This is a genomic window from Flavihumibacter fluminis, assembly GCF_021491375.1.
Lineage (GTDB): Bacteria > Bacteroidota > Bacteroidia > Chitinophagales > Chitinophagaceae > Flavihumibacter > Flavihumibacter fluminis.
On the sequence record NZ_JAKEVY010000004.1, the window covers coordinates 405,103 to 430,096 of the forward strand.

The window sequence follows — 24,994 nt, forward strand, 5'->3', positions numbered from 1 at the left end:
GGCAACACAGGGGCATTTGTTTTTTCTATAAAAACCGTGGGGCCATCAGTATGAGTAAAGACATTTTTTTTTCTGGTAACCTGCTGTTTGTAATCCAGACTCTAACCACTGCCGTTCAGTTTCAGTCACCCTAACATGAATGGCGGTGATCTTACGAAATAATTTCCTGTGCAAACTGGTATCCCAACTGTGCATATATTCTTTCATCGAGATACCTTGGTTGATTTTTTCATTCGTAAAACCCCAGCTCAAATAACTTGGCCGCGAAAAGCTCAAAAAAACGGATAGAAAGAAGGAACAACCGGACTTGCGCTGTCTCTTTTGGAATAGATAGCCACTTCAGAAACTTCATCACCTGCACCGGATTTAACCTTCCTTATAAGGATGGAATCCGGATAAAATTGCTGCCAGGCATTGGTGATTGAATCCATGTTATCCGGGAAACGGGATTGAAAAACAATGCCACCACCCCCTGTTCTGTTTTCCCAATAGCCCTGGTTCAGATTGATGTGCAGAAATGTTTCCTGTCCCAGCAAATAAATCTCCGTACTAGGTTTCCCATTGATGAAAGAACTGTCCACAAAAATATTCCCAAACACTTCACTCCAGAATTTGTCTGTCCGGATTTGCTCAAAATCTTCCGCATCCACAACAAGATCCAGGTGAAAAAAATCAGTACCAGGCAAAGAAGCTGATTTGCTTTGAGCATAACTCAAAGAAAAATGCAGCATCAGTATGGAAGAATAAACAATAATTTTTTTCACGATAGCTTATTTACAGATTACCCTTCAAAAAAGGAGAATTCTGAATATAAAATATATCATCTCCCCAAAAAATACCCTGATCAGGTGATACAAAGGAAGCATCAATATGACTAGCTTAACCGGTATTATGAAAAAACTACTGCTGCCACTTGCTATAAGTTGTTGGAATACTCCGAATTATGCCCAACTGAAAGAGCAAATGAACCAGTATATCGATAGTATTTTCAAAATCGATCCAAATAATCCGGTATCCGGATTTGCCATTACGGTCATAAAAGACTGCATCGTCACTTTAAAACAATCTTATTTCTGATTAAATAGTCAGCCGCTAAATGTCCTAAATACGCGTAACCTTTTTTATTCGGATGCACTCCATCTTTCACTGTCATGTATTCCGGTTTGTTTGAAAAAGATGGAGTCAAATCCAAAAAATAGAGTCCTGCAGCAGCAGCAATCTTACTGACCCTGTCGCGTAGCTCCCAGATTCTTGGTCTTCGCAGCGTGAGATTGTCAAACCGTTCTTTCGATAATTCCGGTGTGTTCAGTACCATATCCAGCGGACTGCACAGAATTATGGTACAATTCGGAATCATTTTTTTCACTGAATCAATAAACAGGTTGTAATCAGCTTCAAAATCCTTCATTTGTTCCCAATTAAACAAGGGTTCGCTGACGGTTTCATTGGTGCCTGCTTTAATGAGCATGATATCCGGCTTGTATGTATTAATTGAATCGAGCAATCGCCACAAATTGGGTTTGCCATATCGAAGCATGGTGGCACCTCCAATGCCAAAATTCAGTACCTCATAATTTGTAAATCCTTTATCCATTAAAGTTTTTGCAACAATAGCCGGATAGGAATCAGTTGAAGGGTCATCGAGTCTTGCTCCAAAAGTTATACTATTACCAATACATGCTATTATCGATTTTGGTTGCTGACCGTATAAAGAATTTGCAACCAGAATTGATACCAATAGAAGGCAGTATAATGAAACAACTTTTATTGAATAACAATTTTAATTTTATAAAAATATCATTTTTTTGCACCCTACCTTTATACAAATGAAAGGTGTGAGATCAGTTATAAAAGCCACGGGGAGCGTACTTCCGGAAAGAGTCATACACAATGCAGACTTTCTTGCCAACCGATTTTTGCAAAAGGATGGCAACATCGTGCCGGGCACCATTCTACGAAATATTGAAAAATTTAAAGATATAACCGGGATTGACCAGCGCAGATATGCCCGTCCTGATCAAACTACCTCCGACCTTGCCAGCTTAGCTGCAGCAGATGCATTAGCAAGTAGTGCTATTGATAAAGAATCCATCGACCTGTTGATCGTAGCGCATAATTTTGGTGATGTACATCTAGGCACCAACCGCACTACTATGGTGCCCTCTCTGGCCTCTTTGGTGAAATACAAACTCCAAATCAAGAACCCCTCCTGCGTCGCTTATGATCTGGTATTTGGTTGTCCGGGTTGGATCCAGGGTGTCATTCAGGCCGACTCCTATATCCGGTCCGGAGATGCCAAACGTTGTATGATTATCGGTGCAGAAACACTATCCAGGGTAATTGATGATCATGACAGGGATTCCATGATTTATGCAGATGGAGCAGGTGCTGTTATTATTGAAGCAACCCCTGATTCAACAGTTGGAATAATTGCGCATGGCAGCCGAACCTATGCAAGCGAACACGCCCTTTTATTACGAATGGATAGTTCCTACAATATTGAAAACGGTGATGCCAATCTCTACTTGAAAATGAATGGCAGAGCCTTGTATGAATTTGCATTAACCCATGTTCCCCTGGTTATAAAAGAAACCCTTGATAAAGCGCAGGTGCATTTATCTGAAATAAAAAAAGTACTGATCCACCAGGCCAATGAAAAAATGGATATCGCCATCCTGGAACGACTGTACAATTTGTATGAACTACCCTTAACAGATCTGGCTGTTATGCCCATGACCATCAGCTACCTTGGCAACAGTTCAGTGGCAACGATTCCAACCTTACTGGATCTGATCCTGAAGCATAAAGTGGAAGACCAGCAGATTGAACCCGGCGACAAAGTTGTGTTTGCATCGGTTGGCGCAGGCATGAATATCAATGCCATTGTTTACCAGTTTTAAACAACAATAAGAAGTACTCAGGTATTGTTAATCAGGTCATGTATCGGGATTTCATCCAGGTAAAGAGCCAATTCCCTGGTATCCCCAAAGGCCCTGTATTCCAGCACTTCTTTACTCGTACCGCAGCAGAAAATCTCAACATAGTATTCAGATAACTGAAAGAGAAAAATAACCTGCTCGTTAAAACTTCTTTTTGCAAGCACAACACCTTTCGATAAAACAGTTGATCTTTTTTGATCTTCCGTTAATGCAATGAATTCAGATAGTTTCATAAATGCTTGTTTTAAATTGATAAAATCGCACGTAAAAAACTGACACTATTCAAGGAGGCAAAAAACGAACGAAACTAAAAATGAGGCTGAAATCTGTGCCGGAGGCGGCATCGCAAGTATGGTGAAAGTACAATTCATTTCCAAAATACCAAAAAATTATCGTAGCTTCTATCCGCCTAAAACAATACTAACATGGCCACCTATACCATCCAGGTTAATGGCAAATCCCAAACCGTAGAAGCAATGGAAGACATGCCGCTGCTTTGGGTAATTAGAGATCTGCTGAACCTTCCCGGCACCAAATTCGGATGCGGCAAAGCCCTCTGCGGCGCCTGCACTGTACATGTAAATGGAAACCCTGTTCGCTCCTGCAGTTATCCTATCTCGGCAGTTGGAACCGCAAGTATTACCACCATTGAAGGCTTGTCGGAGCAGGGCAATCATCCTGTTCAGGAGGCCTGGGAAAAACTGGTAGTGCCACAATGCGGTTATTGTCAAACCGGACAAATCATGACCGCGGTGGCGTTGCTGAAACAAAAACCCAATCCAACCGACCAGGAAATAGACCAGGCCATGCAGGGCAATCTCTGCAGATGCGGTACCTATAATCGTATCAAGGCAGCCATCCAATTAGCTGCTTCCGGAAAACCAGCACTCCCTTAATTCAAAGCTCCCGATCATGAAAAAGACCGCTCCTTTCTATACAAGTAATATTGAGGAAGTTGAATCTAAAATATTCAATGCTTCCCGCAGAGATTTCCTGAAACTGGGAAGTATTCTCTCCGGAGGATTAATTCTGGGCGTGAGTTTCTGGTCCTGCGATTCAGCAGGAAAAAAAACAGGCACGCTCTCCACAACTGCCTACCTGAGCATCAGTGATACCGGTGAAGTAACCATCGTGGCACATCGTTCGGAAATGGGACAGGGTATTCGAACCTCTCTCCCATTAGTGGTGGCCGATGAACTGGGCGCCGACTGGAGCACTGTGAAAATCATCCAGGCAGAAGGAGATGAAAATAAATACGGCAATCAGAATACAGATGGTTCATTTTCCATCAGGATGTTCTATAAACCCATGCGGGAAGCCGGCGCGCTTGCAAAGGCAATGTTGTTGCAGGCAGCTGCCAAAGCATGGGGACTTCCAATAGAAGAACTCGATACCGAAAATGGACAGGTGATTCACAAAGGATCCGATAAGAAAGCAGGCTTTGGAGAATTTGCCGGAGCTGCATCAGGGCTTGCTGTACCCAAGGTTGAAAGTCTCCAACTCAAAGCAGACAATCAATTCAAGTTAATTGGTAAAGACACGCCCATCATTGACCTGCATGATATCGTAACCGGTAAAGCAGGATTTGGCAGTGATGCGAGGCTGGAAGGTATGAAGATCGCGGTGATCAAACATTGTCCGGTTACCGGCGGTACAGTAAAATCAGTAAATGATACCAAAGCAAAAGCGATTCCTGGTGTGTTACAGGTGATCACGATCAAAGGAGCCGGCTTGCCTGCAACGCTATCCAAGCCTATTGCCGGAGTGGCGGTGATTGCAGAAAACACCTGGGCTGCGATCAAAGGAAGAGAAGCACTGGAAGTGGAATGGGATCTGGGGCCAAATGCTACTTATAATTCGGACGAACACATTGAAGCGCTTAAAAAAGAAATCACCAAAGAAGGCACCCTTCGCAGGAACCGGGGCGATTTCAAAGCTGCCAGGACGGGCGCAAAAAAAGTGATCGAACATACCTATGTGGCACCCTATCTCGCACACGCAACACTGGAGCCACCCTGTGCCTTGGCGGTTGTGAAAGATGGCAGTTGTGAGATCTGGGCACCTACGCAAAATCCGCAGGGAGCAAGAGATGCCGTGGCTGCTTATATTGGTCTGGGTGCAGACAAAGTGAAAGTAAATATCACTCTCTTAGGAGGTGCATTCGGACGCAAATCCAAACCGGATTTTATCCTGGAAGCAGCCTATCTGGCGAAGGAATCAGGTCTTCCTATCAGAGTGCAGTGGACCAGGGAAGATGATATTCAACACGATTATTATCATGCCATGAGTGTGCAACACCTGGTGGCAACGATTGATGAGAACAACCAGTTAAGCGGATGGAATCATCATATCGCCAATCCCTCTATTGGAGCAACAGAAAATCCTGCTGCATTGCAACCCGATGATGGAGAACTGATGTTGGGCGCGAGTGATTATCCCTATAATGTTCCTGCTATACGAATTGAAACACATGATGCCAAAGCACATCTGCGGATTGGCTGGCTGCGTTCGGTTCGCAATATTCCACAGGCTTTCGCGATTTGCACCATGATGGATGAAGTAGCCGAAGCGAGAGGGAAAGATCCGATTGAACAGGCACTCGAATTATTAGGAGAAGATCGCAATATCACCTTTGCAGAAGAGATGGTAAATGGCGGCGGGTATCCCAACTATGGAGAAGACATCGCACAATACCCCTGGAATACGGGACGAATGAAAGCAGTGATTGAAAGAGTGCGCAAAGAATCCGGCTGGGGTAAACAATTACCGAAAGGAACCGGAATGGGATTTGCTGCGCACAAAAGTTTCCTCACCTATGTAGCCTGTGTGGTGGAAGTGCAGGTAGATGCTGCAAAAAAAGTAACGATTAACAAAGTGCATTATGCCGTGGACTGCGGACTGGCAGTAAATACGGATCGGGTGAAATCACAATTCGAAGGAGGTGCGCAGTTCTCAACGAGCCTGGCTATGAAGAGTGCGATCACGGTAAAAAATGGCATTGTTGAGCAAACCAATTTTGATGGATATCAGTTGATTCGTATGCCGGAATCGCCAAAAGAAATTCATGTGTATATTATGGAGCGAAATGATAAACCAACTGGTGTGGGTGAACCTCCGGTGCCACCGTATGCGCCGGCTTTGGCGAATGCGATTTATAAGGCGACGGGAAAAAGATTGTATCAAATGCCGTTCGGAATGTGAAACGTGAGACGTGAGATGTGAGACGTATGGAAGGGGGACAAAGGAGAAGGGAAGAAAGGAGGAATGGAAGAGGGAGAAATGGAAGATCAGAACAATTGGGCGATTGTTGCCATTGGTAAAAATAATTTATCGCTTTCAGGGAGTTCCAGAAAACCGTATTTCTGATAAAATTTAAAGGCGGCTGCGTCAATGGGATCAACTACTACGGCCATAGAAGCAACTTCGGAGGAAGCGAGATAACTTCTTTTTAACGCATCTATTAAAAGCAATTCACCAATACCCTGTCCCTGATGCTTACTATCTACTGCAAGTCTACCTAGCAAAGTTGCAGGTAATTTCAAATAAGAAGGAGGCAGTTTTCTTTGCATCTCTGCCGGTAAGAGATTTTGATTAATAGAAAGTCCCGATAAGGTATAGTAACCTTTTATAACAGTTTTTTGAGCCAGTACAAAACAGGCTGCGAGCTTTCTTTTTACATCCTGCTTTGCCTGTTTATGCAAATAAGCATCCAATAGAATGTTACCACAACTAAAGCTTTCTTTGTTATGAGAGCCGGATAATATAACCGTTAACAAACTCACTTCTTCTCTTTAATCTTGTTATATTTTTTAACAGCAGCAACCAATCGCTTGTTTGGCTGAGAAGGATTCATAACTGCATGAAAGAAGGTTTTCTGGTCTTTTTCCGTAGCCAAAAATATCCGGTGTTTTTCTACAATTTCATCCGCCTTTTGCTGTACTGAACTTATTACAAACTCAGTAAGTGTGCGGTATCCACCCAAACCGGCAGCATACTCAAAATATTCTTTTTGATCTTCAGGAAGCCGAGTGTCAAATCTGGCTAAGCTGGTTTTCATCTTTTAAATTGTTTTATACATGCTAATGTACGTATTTTTTCCGTACAAATGAATTTTCTACTTCTTTACATTATGATATACCGGCGCTTTAACAAACAACATAAAATATCCAACCAACAGCGCGGTGGTGGCTGCAGTAATACCGAATGCCATGCCGGCGCCAAATTGAAACCAGATCCAACCAGTAAGGGGGCTGGCGAGTAAGGCGCAGATGCTTTGAAATCCGGTGTAGGTACCGATGGCGGTGGCGGTTTCGGTGCTGGGAGTGATATTGCTGATCCAGGCTTTGGCTACTCCTTCGGTGGCGGCGGCAAATAATCCATAGATAAAAAACAGGAATACAAATCCGGGCAGAGTGTTGACTACGATCATACCTGCATAAACGATACAAAACAATAACAGACCAATCAGGAATACGCGCTTAACACCAATGCGATCTGCCCATATTCCAAACGGATAGGCAGCCAACGCATAAATCAGATTGTAAAAAATATAGGCCCCAATTGCCTGGACATCTGATAATCCCGCCTGCCGGACCCGCAACAACAGAAACACATCCGAACTGTTGATCAATGCAAAGATCAACAAGCCCACTACCAGTTGCCGATACGCAACAGGTGCTTCTTTCCAGTAGCGGAAAAAATAAAAGAAAGAAATTTTTTGAGTGTGCGGTTGTGCCGGTTTTGGTTTTTCTTTAAGCAGGTAAGTCAGTACAATGGCTAAGAATCCGGGGATAAAGGCCAGCAGGAACATCGTTCGGTACTGGCCGGGATAGAAATACAGGTAGACCAATGCCAGAGCGGGACCAGCAACTGCACCCAATGTATCCATCGATCGATGAAAGCCAAAGACACGGGCCCTGGTGGCGGGACTTGCTTCATCTGATAAAAGCGCATCCCTGGCGCCGGTTCGGATGCCTTTACCCAGGCGATCCAGGGTGCGCGCAAAAAACACCCACAAGGGATAAACAGTCACCGCCATCAGGGGTTTGGAAATCGCACTAAACGCATAACCGATTTGCACAAAAGGAACCCGCTTGCCTTTATGGTCAGATTGTTTGCCGAAATAACCTTTGCTCAAACCGGCAATCGCTTCTGCCATGCCTTCCAACAAGCCAATCAGTAAAACTGAAAATCCGATACGCTCCAGGTAAAAAGGCATCACCGGGTAGAGCATTTCACTGGCCATATCTGTAAGCAGACTGACAAGAGAAAGCACCCAGACGGTGCGGGTTATGAATACAAATTTCATTTCGAAAACAAATCATCCATAGTGACTTCAGCAATGACCCGACCGGTAGAGTGAAGATTCTTTCGGACACCATAGGTTGTTATCATAGTAGGGAAGATCGACTTTCTGGTACCCGTCTGTTCTTTAAATCGTTGCACTTTATAGTCAAGTTCGGCTGCATATTTCTTGTCAATGACAAATTCCTCAGCGGAAAATTTTATTTCACAAAGATTGATACAATGATCCGCCCGATCAAGCAGCAGATCAATTTGAGCCCCTTTTTCTCCTTTTGCTAACATAGAACGCCAGGTTGATACTTCCGTATAAACCGCCGCTATTCCGATTGCCTTTTTAATGGGATCCACATGCTTTTGACAAATGGATTCAAATGCAAAACCAGACCAGCTTGTGTAGGAGGATGATTGGGATATTTTTAACCAGGTGCCTGTTCCCGTAGCTCTGGCACCTTCAATAAACTTTAAATAAAAATGACTATACTCATCCGTTAATTTATAGAGCGTATCTCTGAAGGTGCGACCAAAAGGTATGTATTGTGTGATAAATCCAGACTGTTCCAGTTCATCAATAATTTCAGTTACCCATCCACCCGTTTTAAATCCGCATTCCTCAATAATCTCTGCCCTGCTAAGTCCCTTTGCTTTTTTCGAAAGAGCCCTAATAATCGCTTCATGATTTGCTGAATTAGCAAAAAGTGATTTATACAGCTCTTTAAATTCCGTTTTTAAGGGCGCGTTTTTGGCAAAAAAACATCTGTCAATTAGTTGCGCCGCACTCTCCCCTCTTTTAACCTGTTTTAAATAATGAGGAATCCCTCCCATTGCCATATAAAGTTGCAGTATCTGAAATCGGTCCAATTGCACGCCGAGGTATCTCAAATAATGCTCTGTTTCCTCCAGTGTAAAGGGAAGCAGCCGAATACGTTTGGTAACCCTGTTATGCAATCCACCCCGATCATTTATTACTTTGCGGATAATCCAGGAAGCCGCAGAGCCGCAAATAACAACTTTTATTAGCGGATTCCTGGATGCAACTGTATTCCACCAATGAGCAAATGCCTGCAAGAAACCTGACCTTGCTGTACTAAGCCATGGCATTTCATCAAATAATAATACTACAGGCTCCTTCTTTATTGCCGTTCTTAAATAATTACTTAACAACTGAAAAGCATCTATCCAGCTGGAGGGAACAGCTGGAGGAACGGCTATCCCCATGGCCTCCTGTAGCGCCAGACTAAAATTATTCAACTGATTCGACAGTGTGGCATCATGCACGCCGGTTAATTCAAATACGAGTTGCTTTCGGAAGTGGTTTCTAATCAGATAGGTTTTACCGATCCGCCGTCTTCCATATACCGCTATCAATTCAGCTTCTCTGGAAGTTAATGCCTCTGTCAGGAGTGATTTTTCCTCAATACGTCCTATTATTTCATTCATACCGATTGTATAATCCGCCATAAATATACAAAATCGAATGGTTATGGCGTAGTATTATTTTTTATAATCCGCCACAACTATCATTTTTTACAAACTTATGGCGGATTATAAACAGAACCCGCGAAGCCGTATTATTGCAGAATGGACTCTATCCGCGATCTGGAAGAACTTTTATTAGTGCCCGAGGAACAGCCGCCGCAAACGGCTGAGGGCAACTGTATCCGCATCGTGGTGTTGAAGCAATTCAGGTTTCATAAATCACTGTGCATTGAACTCTATGATGCACCGCTTACACAGGCAGGTAAAATCAGGAACCCCTTATCCCCTATCAGCGCAGCAGATGCCGCCCAACTGGCAGACAATGAGGTGGATAAGATTCGATTTTATGCTGCCATCAACCGATTCCAGACAAGTCCGGCTAACAGTATAACCAACACCGATATACGCAGTTTGCGTACCATTATTAAAAATCCTGCCGGACTCCGATTTTTCTATCACGACCCGGAGTTTTCTGAAAATGTAAGTGCCGGTTCGCTCAGGGAAGTGCAGGTAGGCGGGTTAGTTGAAAAGCTTTCCCTGCATATTTATAAAGCAAGTCCGTTTTACAGGGTGAGTCCCGAACTGGAACTTTGCAAACAAAAATTTCATCCACAGCAATTCCCTTTAAAATACGGGCTCTTCCTGCTACAGGAGAACCAGCTTATGCTGGCTGCGAATCTGACTGTGCTGAAACTACTGCAGGTGTTTGCAACCCGGCAACACCTGCAATTACATGAAGACCAGTTCGCGGCTTTTGAAGAGAAAATCCTTTCCAAACTGGAGAACAAGATCCGGGTTGAACGGCATTTTATAGAGCTCGCGGCAGAAGAAGAATTGAAGGAAGCCGGATGGAAAGGAGCGATCGAACGATTGATCTACCTGGCTGATCTCGGGCAATATGTAACCATCCAACCCATGATGCGCTATGGAAGTATGGAAGTGCCACTGCGCAGTAAAAAAATGGTTTACCTGCCCGACACCAAAGGCAGGCTGTTGGCCATGCAACGTGATGATGCCGCCGAGAATGCTTTCCTCGCGATGGTACTGAAGCAACATCCGCATTTCATGGAACAACTGGAAAATGAATTGCCCTATTTCTACCTTCATCGAGATCGCTTCCTGGACGAAGACTGGTTCCTGGAAGCCTTTGCGCAGTGGCGGGCAGCAGGAATTTCTATTTTCGGATTCAACCAATTGAAAGAAAATAAAAAAAGTGCACATAAGGGAACCATTACCGTACGAGTGGTATCCGGACTCAACTGGTTCAATGTTAAGATCAATGCCAAATACGGCGATCAGCAGGCTTCCCTTCCGCAAATTCAAAAAGCCATCCGCAATAAAAGCAAGTATGTGCAACTGGATGATGGAACCCTGGGATTGTTACCGGAAGAATGGATTGAACGTTTTTCAAAATTTTTCTTTGGCGCTTCGGTAATGGGAGAAGACCTGGTAATGCCCGGAACCCGGTTTGAAGAAGTGAGTATGTTATTTGCACAGGAGGAACTGGATGAGGATGTTCAACAAAAAATTCGCAACTACCGGGAACGATTAACCGATATCAAATCCATTGAACCGGTACCGGTTCCTTCAACATTGCATACGGAGCTTCGTCACTACCAGAAAGAAGGACTGAACTGGCTGCACTTTCTGCATGAAAACGAATTCGGTGGTGTACTCGCAGATGATATGGGCTTAGGTAAAACAGTGCAGGTGATTGCGTTTCTGCTTCATTTAAAAGAGACAGGAAATAAATCCACGCATCTATTAATAGTACCTACCTCCCTGCTCTTTAACTGGCAGGTAGAATTACAACGATTTGCACCTTCGTTGAAATGCCTGATCCTGCATGGTGCCAATCGCACTAAAAAAACAGAAGAATTTGATCAGTACGATATCATCCTCACCTCTTATGGAACACTTTTAACTGATATCACCTACCTGCGCCGGTTTCAGTTTGGCTATGTATTGCTTGATGAATCACAACAGATCAAGAACCCCGACTCGCAACGCTACCAGGCTGTGCAAATGCTGAAAAGCAAAAATCGATTAGCCATCACCGGTACTCCTTTTGAAAACAATACCATGGACCTGTATGCGCAGTTTTCAGTTGTTTGTCCGGGTTTGCTGGGGAATAAAAAATATTTCCAGGATATCTATTCCACTCCTATCGACCGGTTCGAAAACCGCCAGCGTTCAGAGGAGCTGCAACAAAAAATCAGGCCCTTCCTGCTCCGGCGCACCAAGGAAGATGTGATCCAGGAACTGCCCGATAAAATTGAACAGATCCTGTATTGCCCCATGGGTGAGGCGCAACGTGCAGTGTATGCAGCGTACGAAAAAGACCTGCGTGATTACCTGGAAGATAAACTGGAAGATGACATCCTGCGCAATTCCATTCATGTATTGCGTGGCTTAACGCAACTCCGGCAGATCTGTGATGATCCGCGGTTATTGCAGGCCGATCAGTTGCAGGGAGAAGGTTCGTCGAAAATTGACGTGCTGATCGAGCAGGTGCAAAACAAATCGCCCCGGCATAAAATCCTGATCTTCTCTCAATTTGTTTCGATGCTCGACCTGATTGCCATTGAGCTGAACAAACTGGGCATCGTATATGAAACACTTACCGGAGCTACGAAAAACAGGAAGGCGGCGGTGGATCGCTTTCAGCAGGATGCCGAAGTGCGGGTATTTCTGTTAAGCCTGAAAGCAGGTGGTGTAGGACTTAATCTGACTGCAGCGAGTTATGTGTACCTGGTAGACCCCTGGTGGAATCCAGCAGTAGAAGACCAGGCCATCGACCGAGCCTATCGCATCGGGCAACACCAGAATGTGCAGGCGGTGCGGTTGATTTGTCCGGGTACGGTTGAAGAAAAAATGCGCCAGCTCCAGCAAAGTAAAAGAGAACTTTCCGCCGGACTCGTACAAAGCGGGAAGGCCTTTTTCAGCAACATGACCAAAGAAGACTGGCGGACGGTATTGGGAGGATAGAGATATTTTCATGGTATAGTTTTTTAGGCAGTTGCGAAAAGCCTGAATCATGCCAAAAGCCAATCCCAAAAAAACCATTCATCCTGCTCAGCAACAACGCCGACCAGGAAAGGAAGGAAACATGAACCCTATTCCGGAAACGGATCCAATGAGTACTGGATCAGGAAAACTGAAAGGCAGGCGGGTATTGATAACAGGCGGCGATAGCGGAATTGGAAAAGCAGTAGCCAAATTATTCGCGAGTGAGGGAGCGGAGCTGGCCCTTGGATATTTAAATGAAACGACTGATGCAGTTGAAACCAAAGCAGAAGTGGAGGCATACGGAGTGAACTGCCTGCTTATAAAAGCAGATATCAGCAGAGAAGTCAATTGCAGGCGGGTTGTAGAGAAAACAATCAAAGTATTCGGAGGTATTGATATTCTTATCAATAATGCAGCACTTCACTGGGAGCAGAAAAAATTCACTGACATCAGTACCCAACAACTCCAAAAAACATTCCATACCAATGTGTTTTCGTATTTCTGGATAACGAAATACGCGCTTCCTCACATGAAAAAAGGCGGCTGCATTATCAACAGCAGTTCGGTAACAGCCTACCGGGGAAGTGATGCGCTGGTTGATTATGCATCCACCAAAGGCGCTATCATTTCTTTTACGCGGAGCCTTGCTGCCAACCTGGTGGATAAGGGTATACGAGTTAATGCTGTAGCACCCGGACCCGTTTGGACGCCCCTAATTGTATCTTCCTTTAATCAGAAAAAGATCAAAACCTTTGGAAGTGATTCACCAATGAAAAGAGCCGGACAACCAAATGAAATTGCACCAGCTTATTTATTTCTGGCATTGAAAGAAAATAGTTTTATGACCGGACAAGTGCTTCATCCCAATGGTGGTGAAATCATTAATGGATAAGAATGGATCGGATATCTTCCAGGTAATCAGTTTGATTTTTACTGATATTATGCAGATGGATGCGAGCCGGTTGCAAGGATTTAATCATTTCAATACGATGTTTGAGACCCTTTATATCCGTGATCAAAATCATATTCCCAATTATGTATTCCCGCGTGATCTCCTCTCCTGCTACGTCAAATTCTTCCGTGCTGGAGAGATTGGCTAATTTATCCAGGCCTACCATATTGGATCGCCATTGTTCATACGACTGCTCAACTGCTTCCTTCCAGGAGCGTGCATAACAAAAAGAGAGTTGAAGGTGAACGGGTTTGTTTTCTCCTTGTTTTCTAAACGCATTTATTTTAGCTGAGGCTTCCTCCAGGTTATCATCCACAGTGGTTAATAATCCCTCCGCCCAATTACCTGCCCATTCTGCCGTTGCTTTAGATAAGGCTGCACAGAATAAGGGCGGTGGTTTTGCCGGCCGGGAATACAATCGCGCTTTGCGCACCCGGATATGCCCATTAAAATCAACCTGCTCTCCCTTGAACAGGGCATCCATCTCTTCTTTGCATTGCAGCAGCCGTTCATTTCGAATAGTTTTCTCAGGCCACTCCTATCCAGTAATAGATTCATTCAGTGCTTCACCACTTCCCAATTCCACAATCAGGCGATGGGGAAACATTAGTGAAATGGTTGCAAGTGCCTGTGCAACGATAGCGGGATGCAGTCGTTGTCCGGGTGCACATACCATACTGAATGGCAAACTGCAAACCTGCATAGCAACCGGTAACCAACTCAGGGTGAACCCATTCTCTCCCTGCCGTTTACTCCAGGGATGAAAATGATCTGACGAGTGAATCGCGGTGAACCCTGCTGCTGCCTTTTGAACATAGTCCAGCAATTCAACCGGACCGAATTGTTCATGTAAGGCATGATAGGAGATCAGGCACATATTTTAATGCGGGCGGTTTAATGAATCTGCGGCTGATCGCGTGCTGTCTGCTGCAGTCTCCACTGTTGGAGGAACCGGTGTATTACCAGGAGGATAGCTGGTAAAGGAAGTGTCTTCCGGATTCACCATCACATCATCTGAATCATGCTGTTCTGCATTCCCGCAGGCAAATAAAAATGCCGCGCTTAACAATATACAAATCTGTTTCATATGCTTTTTTCGGCTGTAGTAAAAAGATCATACCACTCCACCCGACCGGTGGCACCGGTCGGGTAAATGCCAATGAAAACAGCAGGAATTTTACTGGCAGGATGCCTGGTAACTTCAGGAACAGGTAAGGCGCAACAACTTACCAGCCTACCCCTTTGGCATGGTACAGTTGAAGAACTGAAGCTACCCGTTCGCCAGGTATGTTTCGATGCGTTGTATGGTCGGGATGCTGCACAGCTGGCGGATTTGATAAAAAGCATTCTTATCCGGCTACAAGTTGCAATTCCTGCGCTGCAAAGTAGATCCAGGGACAGTTTCAGATGACAGATTTTTATTGAACTTCAGGTGTAATACACCAGGTTCTCATTAGGTAGTAAATGCAAAGGAGGCGTTGTGGATTTTTCTCCATGCTTTACAGGTGTTTGTTATAAACAACAGCAGCTTATAACATAACTGGTTTATTGCAATCGGATAACGGTGATCATAATCGCGCACCAGTTGTATCTGGTAGATCACTGGCGGAATCCGGCTGTGGAAGGATTGTAGAGTGGGTGGTATTGGAAAGAACTTTCGGGCAGCGAGCCCTTTGAACATTAAAAGCATTAACCAATCAAAGGAACTCGCCGTCCACGAAAGAAACTAAACACAAGACTAAGCAGCACTTAAATGCACCTAGTGTTCACACGAGAAAAGAGATTTATTCAAATGATCAATATTAAAACCAGGAGTTTTCACCCTGTTGTCGATACTTAGATTCGCATTGGGATCCAAGCCTTTTTTTAAGCGGTCAATATTAAACCTCAGGTGAGAACGGGTTATGGGATCAGCATACCGGGACTGAGCGATTTGTAAATCAATAAGCAGTACCTGGGCATGGCTATTCAAGAGTGCTATAAAATCGCCTGTTTGAGTATCGGGTTTTTCAAACATTGGATGTTTTATATAACCAAGTAAATTGGTTATATAAAACGTTTGAAGGTCTCTGCGGTAGGAATCAATAGCTTTGGCTGTAGTAATTTCAGACCAAATAGCAGATTTCATATCGTTCAGGAATTCAATTAATTCATAATTCTCTTTTGAATCAAACATGCGGTTCGTATTTACCAGTACCAACATTCGGGTCATTAGTTTTGAAAGCGTTACCATACCAACTTCATGGACTGTTTTACCAGTAGGATCAATGTTATCAATGACATTTCGATCCAATAACCATTTAGGGGTAATAAACACTTCATCCTTCAACCATGTCATTGCATTTTTTTGTTTCGATTTTGAAATTGCCCTATAATCTTTACCACCCTGTTCCGCAGTTTTACTATCAGTATAATATCCTCCAATGCTGTTTATTACGTGGGTAGCATAATGTAAATATTGAGAAACCAATGCACTATACATTTCTTTAAGGTTACCATGCCCCTGATTGGGAACCATTGTCCACTTTGGTAATTGAGGTAAAATTTTCTTAAGGTTTTTTATTCCTAGTTTATTTGCTTTCATAACATCATCACCCAGGTCTTCATTTTGATTTCGCGGATCAATAACAGTAAAAACTGTTTGTGCACCAAAGACAAGCCGTTTGTTTTTTGTTGCATTTATGATCCAGTTGTTCATGAAGGTTTGTTCCTCCTCCTTGCTTTTAAACTCCGGCAAGTAACGATAGCCCCACTCAATAGCCCATTTGTCATAGTCTCCAATTCTCGGAAAAATACCTTTGGGAGAGATGTTATCTTCTGGCTGTGCAACATAGTTAAAACGGGCATAATCCATAATGGAAGGAGTATGACCATTTTCTTCTACCCATTTTTTATCCCGGAGACTATCCACAGGAACGCTAGCGGAAGAGCCAAAGTTGTGCGCAAGTCCCAATGTATGACCCACTTCGTGAGAAGATACAAAACGGATCAATTGCCCCATTAAATCATCATCAAACTCCAGCTTACGAGCCCGCGGATCAATAGCACCTGCCTGTATCATGTACCAATTTCGAAGCAATGCCATCACATTGTGATACCAGTGAATATGGGTTTCCAAAATTTCCCCACTACGCGGATCATTTACATGAGGTCCCATGGCATTTGGAGTAAGTGAAGGTTTATACACAATTGCAGAATGCATAGCATCTTCCAAACTCCAGGTACTATCATTTTCAGGTGCTTCTTTTGCGATGATAGCGTTTTTGAAGCCTGCTTTTTCGAACGCCGCTTGCCAGTCATTAACACCCTGAATCAGATAAGGTACCCATTTTTTGGGAGTGGATGGATCTATGTAGATAATAATAGGTTTTTCAGGTTCAACTAGTTCACCCGCGAAATACCTTACCATATCTTCTTTTTTGGGTTCAAGTCTCCAGCGGTTAATGAAATAAGTTTCCTTAACACCCTGCGGATTTCCATCAAAATCAACATATCCACCCGCAAAATAACCCACTCTACTATCTGCCATTCTGGGTTTCATTGGTTTCTCAGGCAACAAAACCAATGACGTAGCAAACTCAAACGTGGCAGCATCACCTCCAGGATCCATTAGAGACATGTAAGTTTTGAGGGTCCTGATTTCCAAATTTCTAGAAAACGGTTTTACTGAAATTACATAGGACCTGTCCTTTGCAAATACCCCCAATTTATATTTGGGCCTGAATAAAGCTGGAATCGTCATTAGTGAATGATCATTAGAAATCAAATCAGTAACATCTATAACTGCTGCTGAATCTTTCTCATTAAAGGCTTTAATTGGAAAAGCCATTAAAATAGGGCGTAAGGAAGATTTCTGTACCGATTTATACATACCATTTCCAGAACTATCCGAACTTCTCACTATTGATGATACCGTTCTGAGGAAAATTTTATTGTCTGGCCCTTTTTCAAAAGTGACAATTCTCTCATTTAACTGATCACCGGGATAATATGGAATTGGATCAAGAATACCATTCACAGGTGTTTTGGCAAACCGGGAAACAATTAACATTTCTCTACCCAACATACCTTTTGGTATTTCCCAGTAATAATTCTGATCAATAGCATGCACATGAAAAAACCCCTTTTGGGTAACCGCTTTTTCAGTAATTATCTCATTATACTTTTTGGGCTTTCCTGCTACACCGTTTAAAATAGAGTCCAGTGCCTTTGCTGCTTTAATTTCTGTACTGTCAACTTCAACCTTTTTTTTCTGGGCATAGGAGGACAGCGTTGCCATAATAGCAACAGTCAAAAATAAATACTTCATTTTTTGTTTGATTAACTAGATAAGTTGAGAGATGTAGTCTCCTGATCAATACCCAGGATTCTGTGTTAGATTTGGATTTTTAAAAATCGCATCCTCTGGAATGGGGTAAAGCTGGTCTGTTGATTCCCATTCAGGATTAATGGCACCAAGAATATCATCTGCCCTGGACTTGCCGTTTGATCTTAAACTAGGCCAGCGTTTCAGATCAAACCAACGGTGCCCCCATTCGCAAAAGAATTCGTGTCTTTTTTCGTTTTCAATTGCGATCATGGAACTAGATTTATCAATCATGTTATTAATTTCAGCTAATCCAGATCTGGTGCGAAGGGTGTTAATATCAGTTTGCGCTTCGCTGAATTTATTCTGCTGAACACGGGCTTCAGCACGAATCAGATATTGCTCTGCCAACCGTAAAAAAACATAATTCTCTTCATTAGTGTCTGGAGACTTATACTTATAAGGAATGTATCCAAACAAGGCAAAAGCCATCCATTTGCTGGTTCGCTCGTCATTTGATTCAAAGCTGCCAACCAGATCGTCGGTCATAATATTATCAGCAAATCCCAGAACTTTGAAATAAAATAAAAAAGAATCCCCTTCTCCTGTATTATTGAATGCGCGCTCCATTTGAAGAATGGATTCTCCGTTGTTCTTTTTAAATACATTATCAAGATTTGTATCAAGCTGGTAAAGTGCATTGTTGGCAATTACTTCGGAAGCAAGCGACTCTGCGTTAACGTAGTCCTTCATGAATAAATATACTCTTGCCAGCAAGGCGGCAGCGGCCCATTTGTTTACCCGAATTCTTTTACCGCCCACAAAACTGTAATCAGGGGCCAAAATATTGTAGGCGTCTTTTAAGTCTGCAACAATTTGTTGATATACCTCAGCTACTGGTGTGCGGGGCATAAGCCCAGTTACATCTTTATTGGTAACTGTAATGAGAGGCACATCTCCAAACAGATTAATCAGGTAAAAATGAGAAAATGCTCTTATAAATTTCGCTTCACCAATAGCCTGCTTTTTAAAACCGGGAGTTAATCCGGTTGATGCTTCACAACCCTCAATGATGGAATTACTGTTATAAATATCTTTATAGATGGCATTCCAATATTGGAGAATTTGGGAATTGTTTGGTTGTACATCATGATTAATAAACTGTTCAATAATACCGTCATTAAATGCGTAGCGAAGTTCGGATGCAGAAAAGCCAGACATCCTGGTAATAGCACCACTGAATCCGGAATTTTCATGAATGAGGTTGGTATAAAGTCCGGTCAAAGCAATTTCCAAATTGGCGTCATTTGCAAAAACATCCTCTAATCCTACCTGAGTTCTGTATTCCGGTTCCAAAAACTTAGTGCAACCTTGAGCTAGAAAAAATAAAGCAGCCAAGGGCAGTATTCTTTTAGATAAATTTTTGAGTAAAATGAGCATACATGTAGATTTTAAAATGAAACTTGAATTCCTCCTACCAATCTGAGCAATGGCGGAATAGCAACCGCACCAGATTCGGGATCGAATCCGTCAAAATTGGAAATCACAAACAAATTCTGACTGTTTACAAAAAACCTTACAGAAGTTAACTTCATCTTCTTAACGATGCTCTCGTTGAGTCTGTAGGATAACGCAACGTTGGTTAAACGAATAAAAGAAGCATCGGTATAAATAGCATCACTGAATAATGTATAATATAACCATTGCAAACCAAAACCAGGCCTAATCATCGCTTTGTCTATACCTAAGTCACGTAAATCTTCCACTGCCTTTTTAGGCACATTAGTTACGTTACCAGGGGTGCTAATGCTTCTTAAATAATTAGGTTTGAGCAATCCTTTTACAAATTGAAAAGTGAAATCAAGTTGCAGTCCCTTATAATTGAGACTATTGGTAAGACCACCATAGTAATCAGGATTCGACTTCCCGATGAAAACTCTATCCCCTTTACCATAGGCTTCCAGCCCATTTCCGGTATAGTCAATAACACCGTCCTTATTTGCATCTTCATATTGTGGAACACCCGCTTCGTTTATACCTGTAAAACGAAGGCCAAAATAAGAAGTCAGGGGCTTACCTACCACAAACTGATTGACATAGGTGGTATTTTCAATATTTTCAAACTCCAGTAATTTATTTCGCTGAAGACTTAAGTTAAATGAGGTATTCCAGGTAAAATTTTTTGACTTTACATTCACCGTATTTAAATCGAATTCCCAACCATTATTTTGTACAACAGCAGCATCCAGATTAGCAACATAACCACTAAATCCGGTTTGACCACTGGTTGGGTAGTTAACCAACTGATTACCAGTCCGGTTTCTATACGTTGATGCTGAAACAAGTAATCGGTCTTTAAGGAACCCCAGTTCCAGTGCAGCTTCCAGTTTATCAGACTTTTCCCATTGAAAATCAGGATTAACCAATCGGGAAGGAATCAGCCCAACGCTCCCGTTGTAACGGTACAAATAGGATTGATAGGTGCCGAAGTAAGCATAGTTAGCCACATTATCGGAACCTACTACTCCATAACTTCCGCGTAGTTTTCCAAAACTCAGAACACCCATGTTCTTAACTGCTTTCTCTTCACTGAATACCCATGCAGCACCGATCGCTCCAAAATTTCCAAACCGGTTATTGGGCCCGAAACGAGAGGAACCATCCCTTCTAAAGGAACCATTTACCAGGTACTTATCTTTGTAATTATAGGTAGCTCTTGAAAACAATGATGCGTACTGATAAGAATTGTAGCCAAAATTTGTAAATATAGTGTTGGCAAGTTGCCAGTTATCAATAAATGCATCGCTGTTAAAATTACTGGCATCAACATAAAAGGGCATTTCATACACACTTTTCATAACAGTTGCACCGGCAACAACATCTAACTTGCTATTGGAAAAATATTTGGAATACAAAATCTGCGGTTCAAAGTTGATTGACTGCTGCAAACTCCTAGTCATTTTGTGCTCACCGGCTCTTGACGCAACCACTCCAGGATCTAAACTAATCCTGGGCCGTAAATAACGTTCGTCAGACTCTGACCTTGAGTATCCAAAACTAATTTTAGCATCTAATCCTGGTAAAATGGAGTATTTCACATCTAGGTTGGAGGTAAAACTTAAACCATTGTTTGAATATGTTTGAAGCAACCCTGCGTATGGATTATACGGACTGAATCCACCAAAATCCCATTTCAAATTTCCCTGCTCGTCAAATGGCTCCCAGTGTGGCGGCATACGGAAGCCTGCAGAACCAAAATTAGTGGTAGGAACTACTGTTTTAGTATAATTGACCATCCCACTTAATCCTATCATTAGTTTGCCATTTGCCGAACTATTATTGATGGAAAAATGAAATCCTCCCTTACTTGACTTTCTACGGTCGATATAAATTCCACTTTCATCATGGTAACTACCAGAAATCAAAAATGAGGTCCCCCCCTGACCGCCACTAATACTAAAGCTCAGATCATTGGTGCGGGCCGTAAACCCGGTCAATTTTTCCTGCCAGTCGGTATTTTTTGTACTGTCCCAAAGAAAGAGATCCGGTGCATTTGCGGCAGTTGGGGTGGAGTTCGCATTACGAAATGCCTCTCTCCTAAGTTGCATATACTCCTGTGTATTCAGCATTTCCGTGCGCCTGTTGTTCACTGCAAAACCTGAATTAGCGGTTACAGTAACATTGGTTTTCCCCTGTCTTCCTTTTTTGGTAGTAATCAATAAAACCCCGTTAGCAGCCCTGGACCCGTAAATTGCAGTAGCATCTGCATCTTTAAGCACTTCCACACTCTCGATATCATTCGGATTTAACATATAGAGTGGACTACCATAACCAAGGTTTTCATTCGCTTCAATATCAGAAACCGGCCCTCCATTTTGCGCAGGATTGTTAATAGGAATATTGGGATAAGGGACACCATCTACAATTACAAGTGGTGCTGCTGTATAATCATTCGCAGATAGTGAATTACGACCCCTGATATTGAAAAATACATCAGCGCCGCTTACTCCGCTGGATTGAGAAATTGTTAAACCAGCAACCCGACCGGCCAAAGCAGACAATAAATTCGTTACAGGCTGACGTTGTATTTCTTCTGACGAAACTTTTGAAATAGAACCCGTATTTAATCTGCGATTGGTAAGCTGGCCATATGGACGAACAATTATTTCATCCAGGCGATTATCTGCCGTTTTCAGAACTACAGCAAGTGTCGTTCTTCCTTCCAGCGGTACCTCTCGTTGCTGGTATCCCGTTGCCGAAAAAATCAACACATCATTTTCTTCCAATCCTATCAGGAAAAACTCGCCCCTGGCATTGGCACTAACACCCCTACCTGTTCTTTTAACTATAACAGAAGCATTTGGAATTACTCCATTATCACTCATTACCACTCCCCGAACATCAATTTTAACAGGTGCCTCCGGCTCTTCTGTTTTTGCTATACTACTTGCCTCTTTAGCTTTTAGTACAATATTTTTTTCAATAATGGCAAAACTAAGCGGCTGGTCGCGGAATAATAATTCCAACGTTTTTTCCAAACTAAGATTCTTAATGTTTAAATCAACTCGTTTGGCATTACGCAACAGCTCCACTTTATAGTAAAATGTAAAACCTGTTTGTTTTTCAATCATTGAAAACGCCTTCTCAAGAGGAAGATTTTTTTCTACAATAGTGACGGATTGTGCATAAGTTCTTGCACTCACCTGTAAAAAAGTGGAAAGCAACAGGATAGTCGTCAATTTCATTAGCAGCAAAATTTTGGGCAGGCGGCTCCTTCTCCATTGAAAAGAAAATGGCCTATACGCGTTTTGGTCAAAAAGCATACATTTGTTGTGTTTGGTTAATCAATAAGCAGTTATGCCAATAATTTTTGTTCGGTTAACCCTACTAGTTCCGGAAGTGGTCGCAACACTTCCGGTTTTTTTTGGGGTTCTACTTTTATCCGTTACTTAAAATTGTTAGTTTTTTATCTTCAAGCTTGAATTTAACGCCACTGTACTCTATCACTTTCAATATCTGTGTTAGGGAGAGACTACGCGATGGCTTTCCGCGGTAGTGCCCCTCCGGAATCTTTCCAGCATACACTACTTCTATATCATACCATCTTGCCACTTCACGCAACACCGTTTCAATATCCACATCATCAAAATAAAAACTTCCATTTTTCCAAGCCATTACCTGCTCTAGATTCACCTCTTTCACAGCTGTTAACACACCGTTCTTTTCAGCAGCCTGCTCCCCGGGAACTAACTTTAGTTCAGCGCCATTCCTGCTAACTTTAACAGCACCTTCCAGTAACGTAGTTCGTACAACTCCTTCTTCCTGATAAGCATTCACGTTAAAGTGCGTTCCCAAAACCTGTATGGATGTTCCATTTACATCCACCACAAAAGGCGCTTTCTCATTTTTCGACACTTCAAAATATGCTTCCCCTGTTATCAAAACTTTTCTTTGCTGTCCGCTGAAGCGAACAGGATATCTGAGTGAACTTCCGGCATTCAGCCATACATGAGATCCGTCCGCCAGTTGCATATCAATTACTTTACTGCCATTAGGGTTTTCTAATGTATTATATACCAAGGCAGTAACAGCTTCACTGGAAGCGCCATCATCAACAATATATTCAATACGCCCATCTGCCATTTTTATGATTTCAACACCGGCTTGCTCCGCAACTGAACCATTTCCCGCATTGTCCAGATACAAGATTGAACCATCGGATAATTTAATCTGTGCCCGGTTTTTATCAGGCGCAGGAACATCCTGAACCATATGATTTGAACCTGCTGGCTTGCTTGCCGGGTATTGACTCTCCTTATTAAAGAGAAAATGAGCGAGCAGCAGCACTCCGGCAACGGTCGCGGCTATAGTCATTCTTCTCCACCAGAGCCGTTTAACAGGCATCACCACTTCTTTAGGTACATGTTCCGATGCCGCCAAGATTCGATCATACAAGATCTGCTTTAAATAAGCCCGATTTTTTTCCAGGTCATAACCATTCAACTTCTCCAACCCTTCCTTTAGAATGAGCTCGTTTGATAGCTGTTCTATTGCCTCCCTCGCCAGGGCAGATTTATTGAGTAAGCTATCTAATTCATGATGCTCAGATTCCGTTAGTTCACCCCTTATTTTTCTTTTTACGAGATCAGTTAAATGGAAAATTTGCTCATTCATGAAATAGGATTTGGTAATTGGAACTTGATTTAAAAACAATCTTTAGTTAATCGTTCCTTAAAAGGAAACGAATAACTAAACTGATTGTACCCGCAAAAAGGTAAAATTTTTATAGATTTTTTTCGCTAAGGAAAGAGAGGATGCAAAGGAGGAGAATTGGCGAAACGCCTCTGTTGTGCAGTAGACTTAATCGTAAAAGCTTGATTCCTTCAGCTTTATGATTTCTTACGGTCTGGTTGGCTAGTCCGGTTCGTTCAACAATTTCCTCATTCTCCATTCCCTCAACCAAAGCCAACCTGACCACGTTCCGGTACCGCTCTGGTAACTTTTCGATTTCCAGGTAGATAAATTGTAATAATTCCGCAGTTATAAGGGCCTTTTCAATTACGTCTTCTGCCACCGGACTTATTGACCTGATTTCTTCATGTGACTGTAGGTGCCTTTTTTGAGAACGCAATTCATCAATACAAGCATTCTTCGCTGTTCTGTACAAAAAGGACCGAAGTTGTTGTATCGTATCAAATTCAGGATTTTTTTGTAACAGCTTTACGAAGCTTTCTGTGGCAATATCCTCAGCCAGAAGCTGGTTGGTGAGAATTTTCTCGCTAAAGAAACAGATGGGTTTATAATACAGATCATAAATATGATCAAATGCAACAGTATCTCCCTGTTTTAATCGCCTTAGCAATTCAATATCGTTTACCGCCATTTCCAATTATCCTGAAAATACAATTTTAGGCTACTTTTTCAAATACTTAGAAAGTATTTTACGGATTTATTTTTATTTCTTCTTTATGAGTTTCTTTCAAATCACCACATGAATCTAAAAACGCT

The 24,994-nt window shown here is 42.5% G+C and carries 23 protein-coding genes; 7 read left to right on the top strand and 16 right to left on the bottom strand.

Annotated features, from left to right (window positions below; genetic code table 11):
• Nucleotides 1-272: 272 nt before the first annotated feature.
• Complete coding sequence (locus L0U88_RS16970; protein WP_234867431.1) at nt 273-764, bottom strand: hypothetical protein; 492 nt, start codon at nt 762-764, stop codon at nt 273-275.
• Between the two features lie 127 nt (nt 765-891).
• Here L0U88_RS16970 and L0U88_RS16975 point away from each other — a divergent pair, with 127 nt between their 5' ends.
• Nucleotides 892-1,077, top strand: coding sequence for a hypothetical protein (locus tag L0U88_RS16975; protein WP_234867433.1), 186 nt, complete (start codon nt 892-894; stop codon nt 1,075-1,077).
• On the opposite strand, the gene L0U88_RS16980 is transcribed toward L0U88_RS16975, so the two are convergent.
• Complete coding sequence (locus L0U88_RS16980) at nt 1,052-1,738, bottom strand: GDSL-type esterase/lipase family protein (protein WP_234867435.1); 687 nt, start codon at nt 1,736-1,738, stop codon at nt 1,052-1,054. The two genes, L0U88_RS16975 and L0U88_RS16980, sit on opposite strands and share 26 nt — an antisense overlap.
• 97 nt (nt 1,739-1,835) lie before the next feature.
• Between L0U88_RS16980 and L0U88_RS16985 the strand changes: the two genes are divergently transcribed.
• A complete protein-coding gene (locus tag L0U88_RS16985) occupies nt 1,836-2,900 on the top strand; it encodes a 3-oxoacyl-ACP synthase III family protein (RefSeq protein ID WP_234867437.1) in 1,065 nt (354 codons plus the stop codon).
• 17 nt (nt 2,901-2,917) lie between these two features.
• On the opposite strand, the gene L0U88_RS16990 is transcribed toward L0U88_RS16985, so the two are convergent.
• Complete coding sequence (locus L0U88_RS16990; RefSeq protein ID WP_234867438.1) at nt 2,918-3,172, bottom strand: hypothetical protein; 255 nt, start codon at nt 3,170-3,172, stop codon at nt 2,918-2,920.
• Nucleotides 3,173-3,364: 192 nt separating this feature from the next.
• Here L0U88_RS16990 and L0U88_RS16995 point away from each other — a divergent pair, with 192 nt between their 5' ends.
• Both L0U88_RS16995 and L0U88_RS17000 read left to right on the top strand, forming a co-directional pair.
• Nucleotides 3,365-3,835 (top strand): (2Fe-2S)-binding protein, encoded by a 471-nt coding sequence (locus L0U88_RS16995; protein ID WP_234867440.1) that lies wholly within the window; start codon nt 3,365-3,367, stop codon nt 3,833-3,835.
• Nucleotides 3,836-3,851: 16 nt separating this feature from the next.
• Nucleotides 3,852-6,140, top strand: a complete 2,289-nt coding sequence (locus L0U88_RS17000; protein WP_234867442.1) for a xanthine dehydrogenase family protein molybdopterin-binding subunit — start codon at nt 3,852-3,854, stop codon at nt 6,138-6,140.
• An 86-nt stretch (nt 6,141-6,226) separates the two neighbouring features.
• On the opposite strand, the gene L0U88_RS17005 is transcribed toward L0U88_RS17000, so the two are convergent.
• From L0U88_RS17005 to L0U88_RS17020, 4 genes are read right to left on the bottom strand one after another with little or no spacing between them, the layout of a single operon-like run.
• Nucleotides 6,227-6,721: a GNAT family N-acetyltransferase gene (locus tag L0U88_RS17005; protein ID WP_234867444.1), complete on the bottom strand. Its 495-nt coding sequence runs from the start codon at nt 6,719-6,721 to the stop codon at nt 6,227-6,229.
• Nucleotides 6,718-6,996, bottom strand: a complete 279-nt coding sequence (locus tag L0U88_RS17010) for a type II toxin-antitoxin system TacA family antitoxin (protein ID WP_234867446.1) — start codon at nt 6,994-6,996, stop codon at nt 6,718-6,720. Before L0U88_RS17010 ends, L0U88_RS17005 begins: the two co-directional genes overlap by 4 nt.
• A 57-nt stretch (nt 6,997-7,053) precedes the next feature.
• Nucleotides 7,054-8,247, bottom strand: a complete 1,194-nt coding sequence (locus L0U88_RS17015; RefSeq protein WP_234867448.1) for an MFS transporter — start codon at nt 8,245-8,247, stop codon at nt 7,054-7,056.
• A complete protein-coding gene (locus tag L0U88_RS17020; RefSeq protein WP_234867450.1) occupies nt 8,244-9,680 on the bottom strand; it encodes an AAA family ATPase in 1,437 nt (478 codons plus the stop codon). The genes L0U88_RS17015 and L0U88_RS17020 overlap by 4 nt, the downstream gene beginning before the upstream one ends.
• 141 nt (nt 9,681-9,821) lie before the next feature.
• Here L0U88_RS17020 and L0U88_RS17025 point away from each other — a divergent pair, with 141 nt between their 5' ends.
• Nucleotides 9,822-12,707 carry a DEAD/DEAH box helicase gene (locus L0U88_RS17025; protein WP_234867452.1) on the top strand — a complete coding sequence of 962 codons (2,886 nt, stop codon included), beginning with the start codon at nt 9,822-9,824 and terminating at the stop codon, nt 12,705-12,707.
• Between the two features lie 49 nt (nt 12,708-12,756).
• Nucleotides 12,757-13,620, top strand: a complete 864-nt coding sequence (locus L0U88_RS17030; RefSeq protein WP_234867454.1) for an SDR family oxidoreductase — start codon at nt 12,757-12,759, stop codon at nt 13,618-13,620.
• On the opposite strand, the gene L0U88_RS21115 is transcribed toward L0U88_RS17030, so the two are convergent.
• Genes L0U88_RS21115 through L0U88_RS17040 form a run of 3 tightly spaced genes read right to left on the bottom strand, consistent with a single transcriptional unit; the run spans nt 13,610 to nt 14,767 of the window.
• Entirely contained in the window at nt 13,610-14,164 is a 555-nt protein-coding gene (locus L0U88_RS21115) for an LLM class flavin-dependent oxidoreductase (RefSeq protein WP_353620670.1), read from the bottom strand. The two genes, L0U88_RS17030 and L0U88_RS21115, sit on opposite strands and share 11 nt — an antisense overlap.
• A 54-nt stretch (nt 14,165-14,218) precedes the next feature.
• On the bottom strand, nt 14,219-14,557 hold the full coding sequence (locus L0U88_RS21120) for an LLM class oxidoreductase (RefSeq protein WP_353620671.1): 339 nt from the start codon (nt 14,555-14,557) through the stop codon (nt 14,219-14,221).
• A 3-nt stretch (nt 14,558-14,560) separates the two neighbouring features.
• Nucleotides 14,561-14,767, bottom strand: coding sequence for a hypothetical protein (locus tag L0U88_RS17040; protein WP_234867456.1), 207 nt, complete (start codon nt 14,765-14,767; stop codon nt 14,561-14,563).
• A gap of 72 nt (nt 14,768-14,839) precedes the next feature.
• Between L0U88_RS17040 and L0U88_RS17045 the strand changes: the two genes are divergently transcribed.
• A complete protein-coding gene (locus L0U88_RS17045) occupies nt 14,840-15,091 on the top strand; it encodes a hypothetical protein (RefSeq protein ID WP_234867469.1) in 252 nt (83 codons plus the stop codon).
• 42 nt (nt 15,092-15,133) lie between these two features.
• Here L0U88_RS17045 and L0U88_RS17050 read toward each other — a convergent pair whose 3' ends face one another.
• From L0U88_RS17050 to L0U88_RS17075, 6 genes are all read right to left on the bottom strand, one after another.
• Complete coding sequence (locus L0U88_RS17050; RefSeq protein ID WP_234867470.1) at nt 15,134-15,361, bottom strand: hypothetical protein; 228 nt, start codon at nt 15,359-15,361, stop codon at nt 15,134-15,136.
• 78 nt (nt 15,362-15,439) lie between these two features.
• Nucleotides 15,440-17,989, bottom strand: coding sequence for a zinc-dependent metalloprotease (locus L0U88_RS17055; protein WP_234867472.1), 2,550 nt, complete (start codon nt 17,987-17,989; stop codon nt 15,440-15,442).
• A 45-nt stretch (nt 17,990-18,034) separates the two neighbouring features.
• A complete protein-coding gene (locus L0U88_RS17060; protein WP_234867474.1) occupies nt 18,035-19,426 on the bottom strand; it encodes a RagB/SusD family nutrient uptake outer membrane protein in 1,392 nt (463 codons plus the stop codon).
• An 11-nt stretch (nt 19,427-19,437) separates the two neighbouring features.
• Nucleotides 19,438-22,731, bottom strand: coding sequence for a SusC/RagA family TonB-linked outer membrane protein (locus tag L0U88_RS17065; protein ID WP_234867476.1), 3,294 nt, complete (start codon nt 22,729-22,731; stop codon nt 19,438-19,440).
• 193 nt (nt 22,732-22,924) lie between these two features.
• Entirely contained in the window at nt 22,925-24,160 is a 1,236-nt protein-coding gene (locus tag L0U88_RS17070; RefSeq protein ID WP_234867478.1) for a FecR family protein, read from the bottom strand.
• A gap of 109 nt (nt 24,161-24,269) precedes the next feature.
• Nucleotides 24,270-24,869: an RNA polymerase sigma factor gene (locus L0U88_RS17075; protein ID WP_234867479.1), complete on the bottom strand. Its 600-nt coding sequence runs from the start codon at nt 24,867-24,869 to the stop codon at nt 24,270-24,272.
• Between the last annotated feature and the right edge of the window lie 125 nt (nt 24,870-24,994).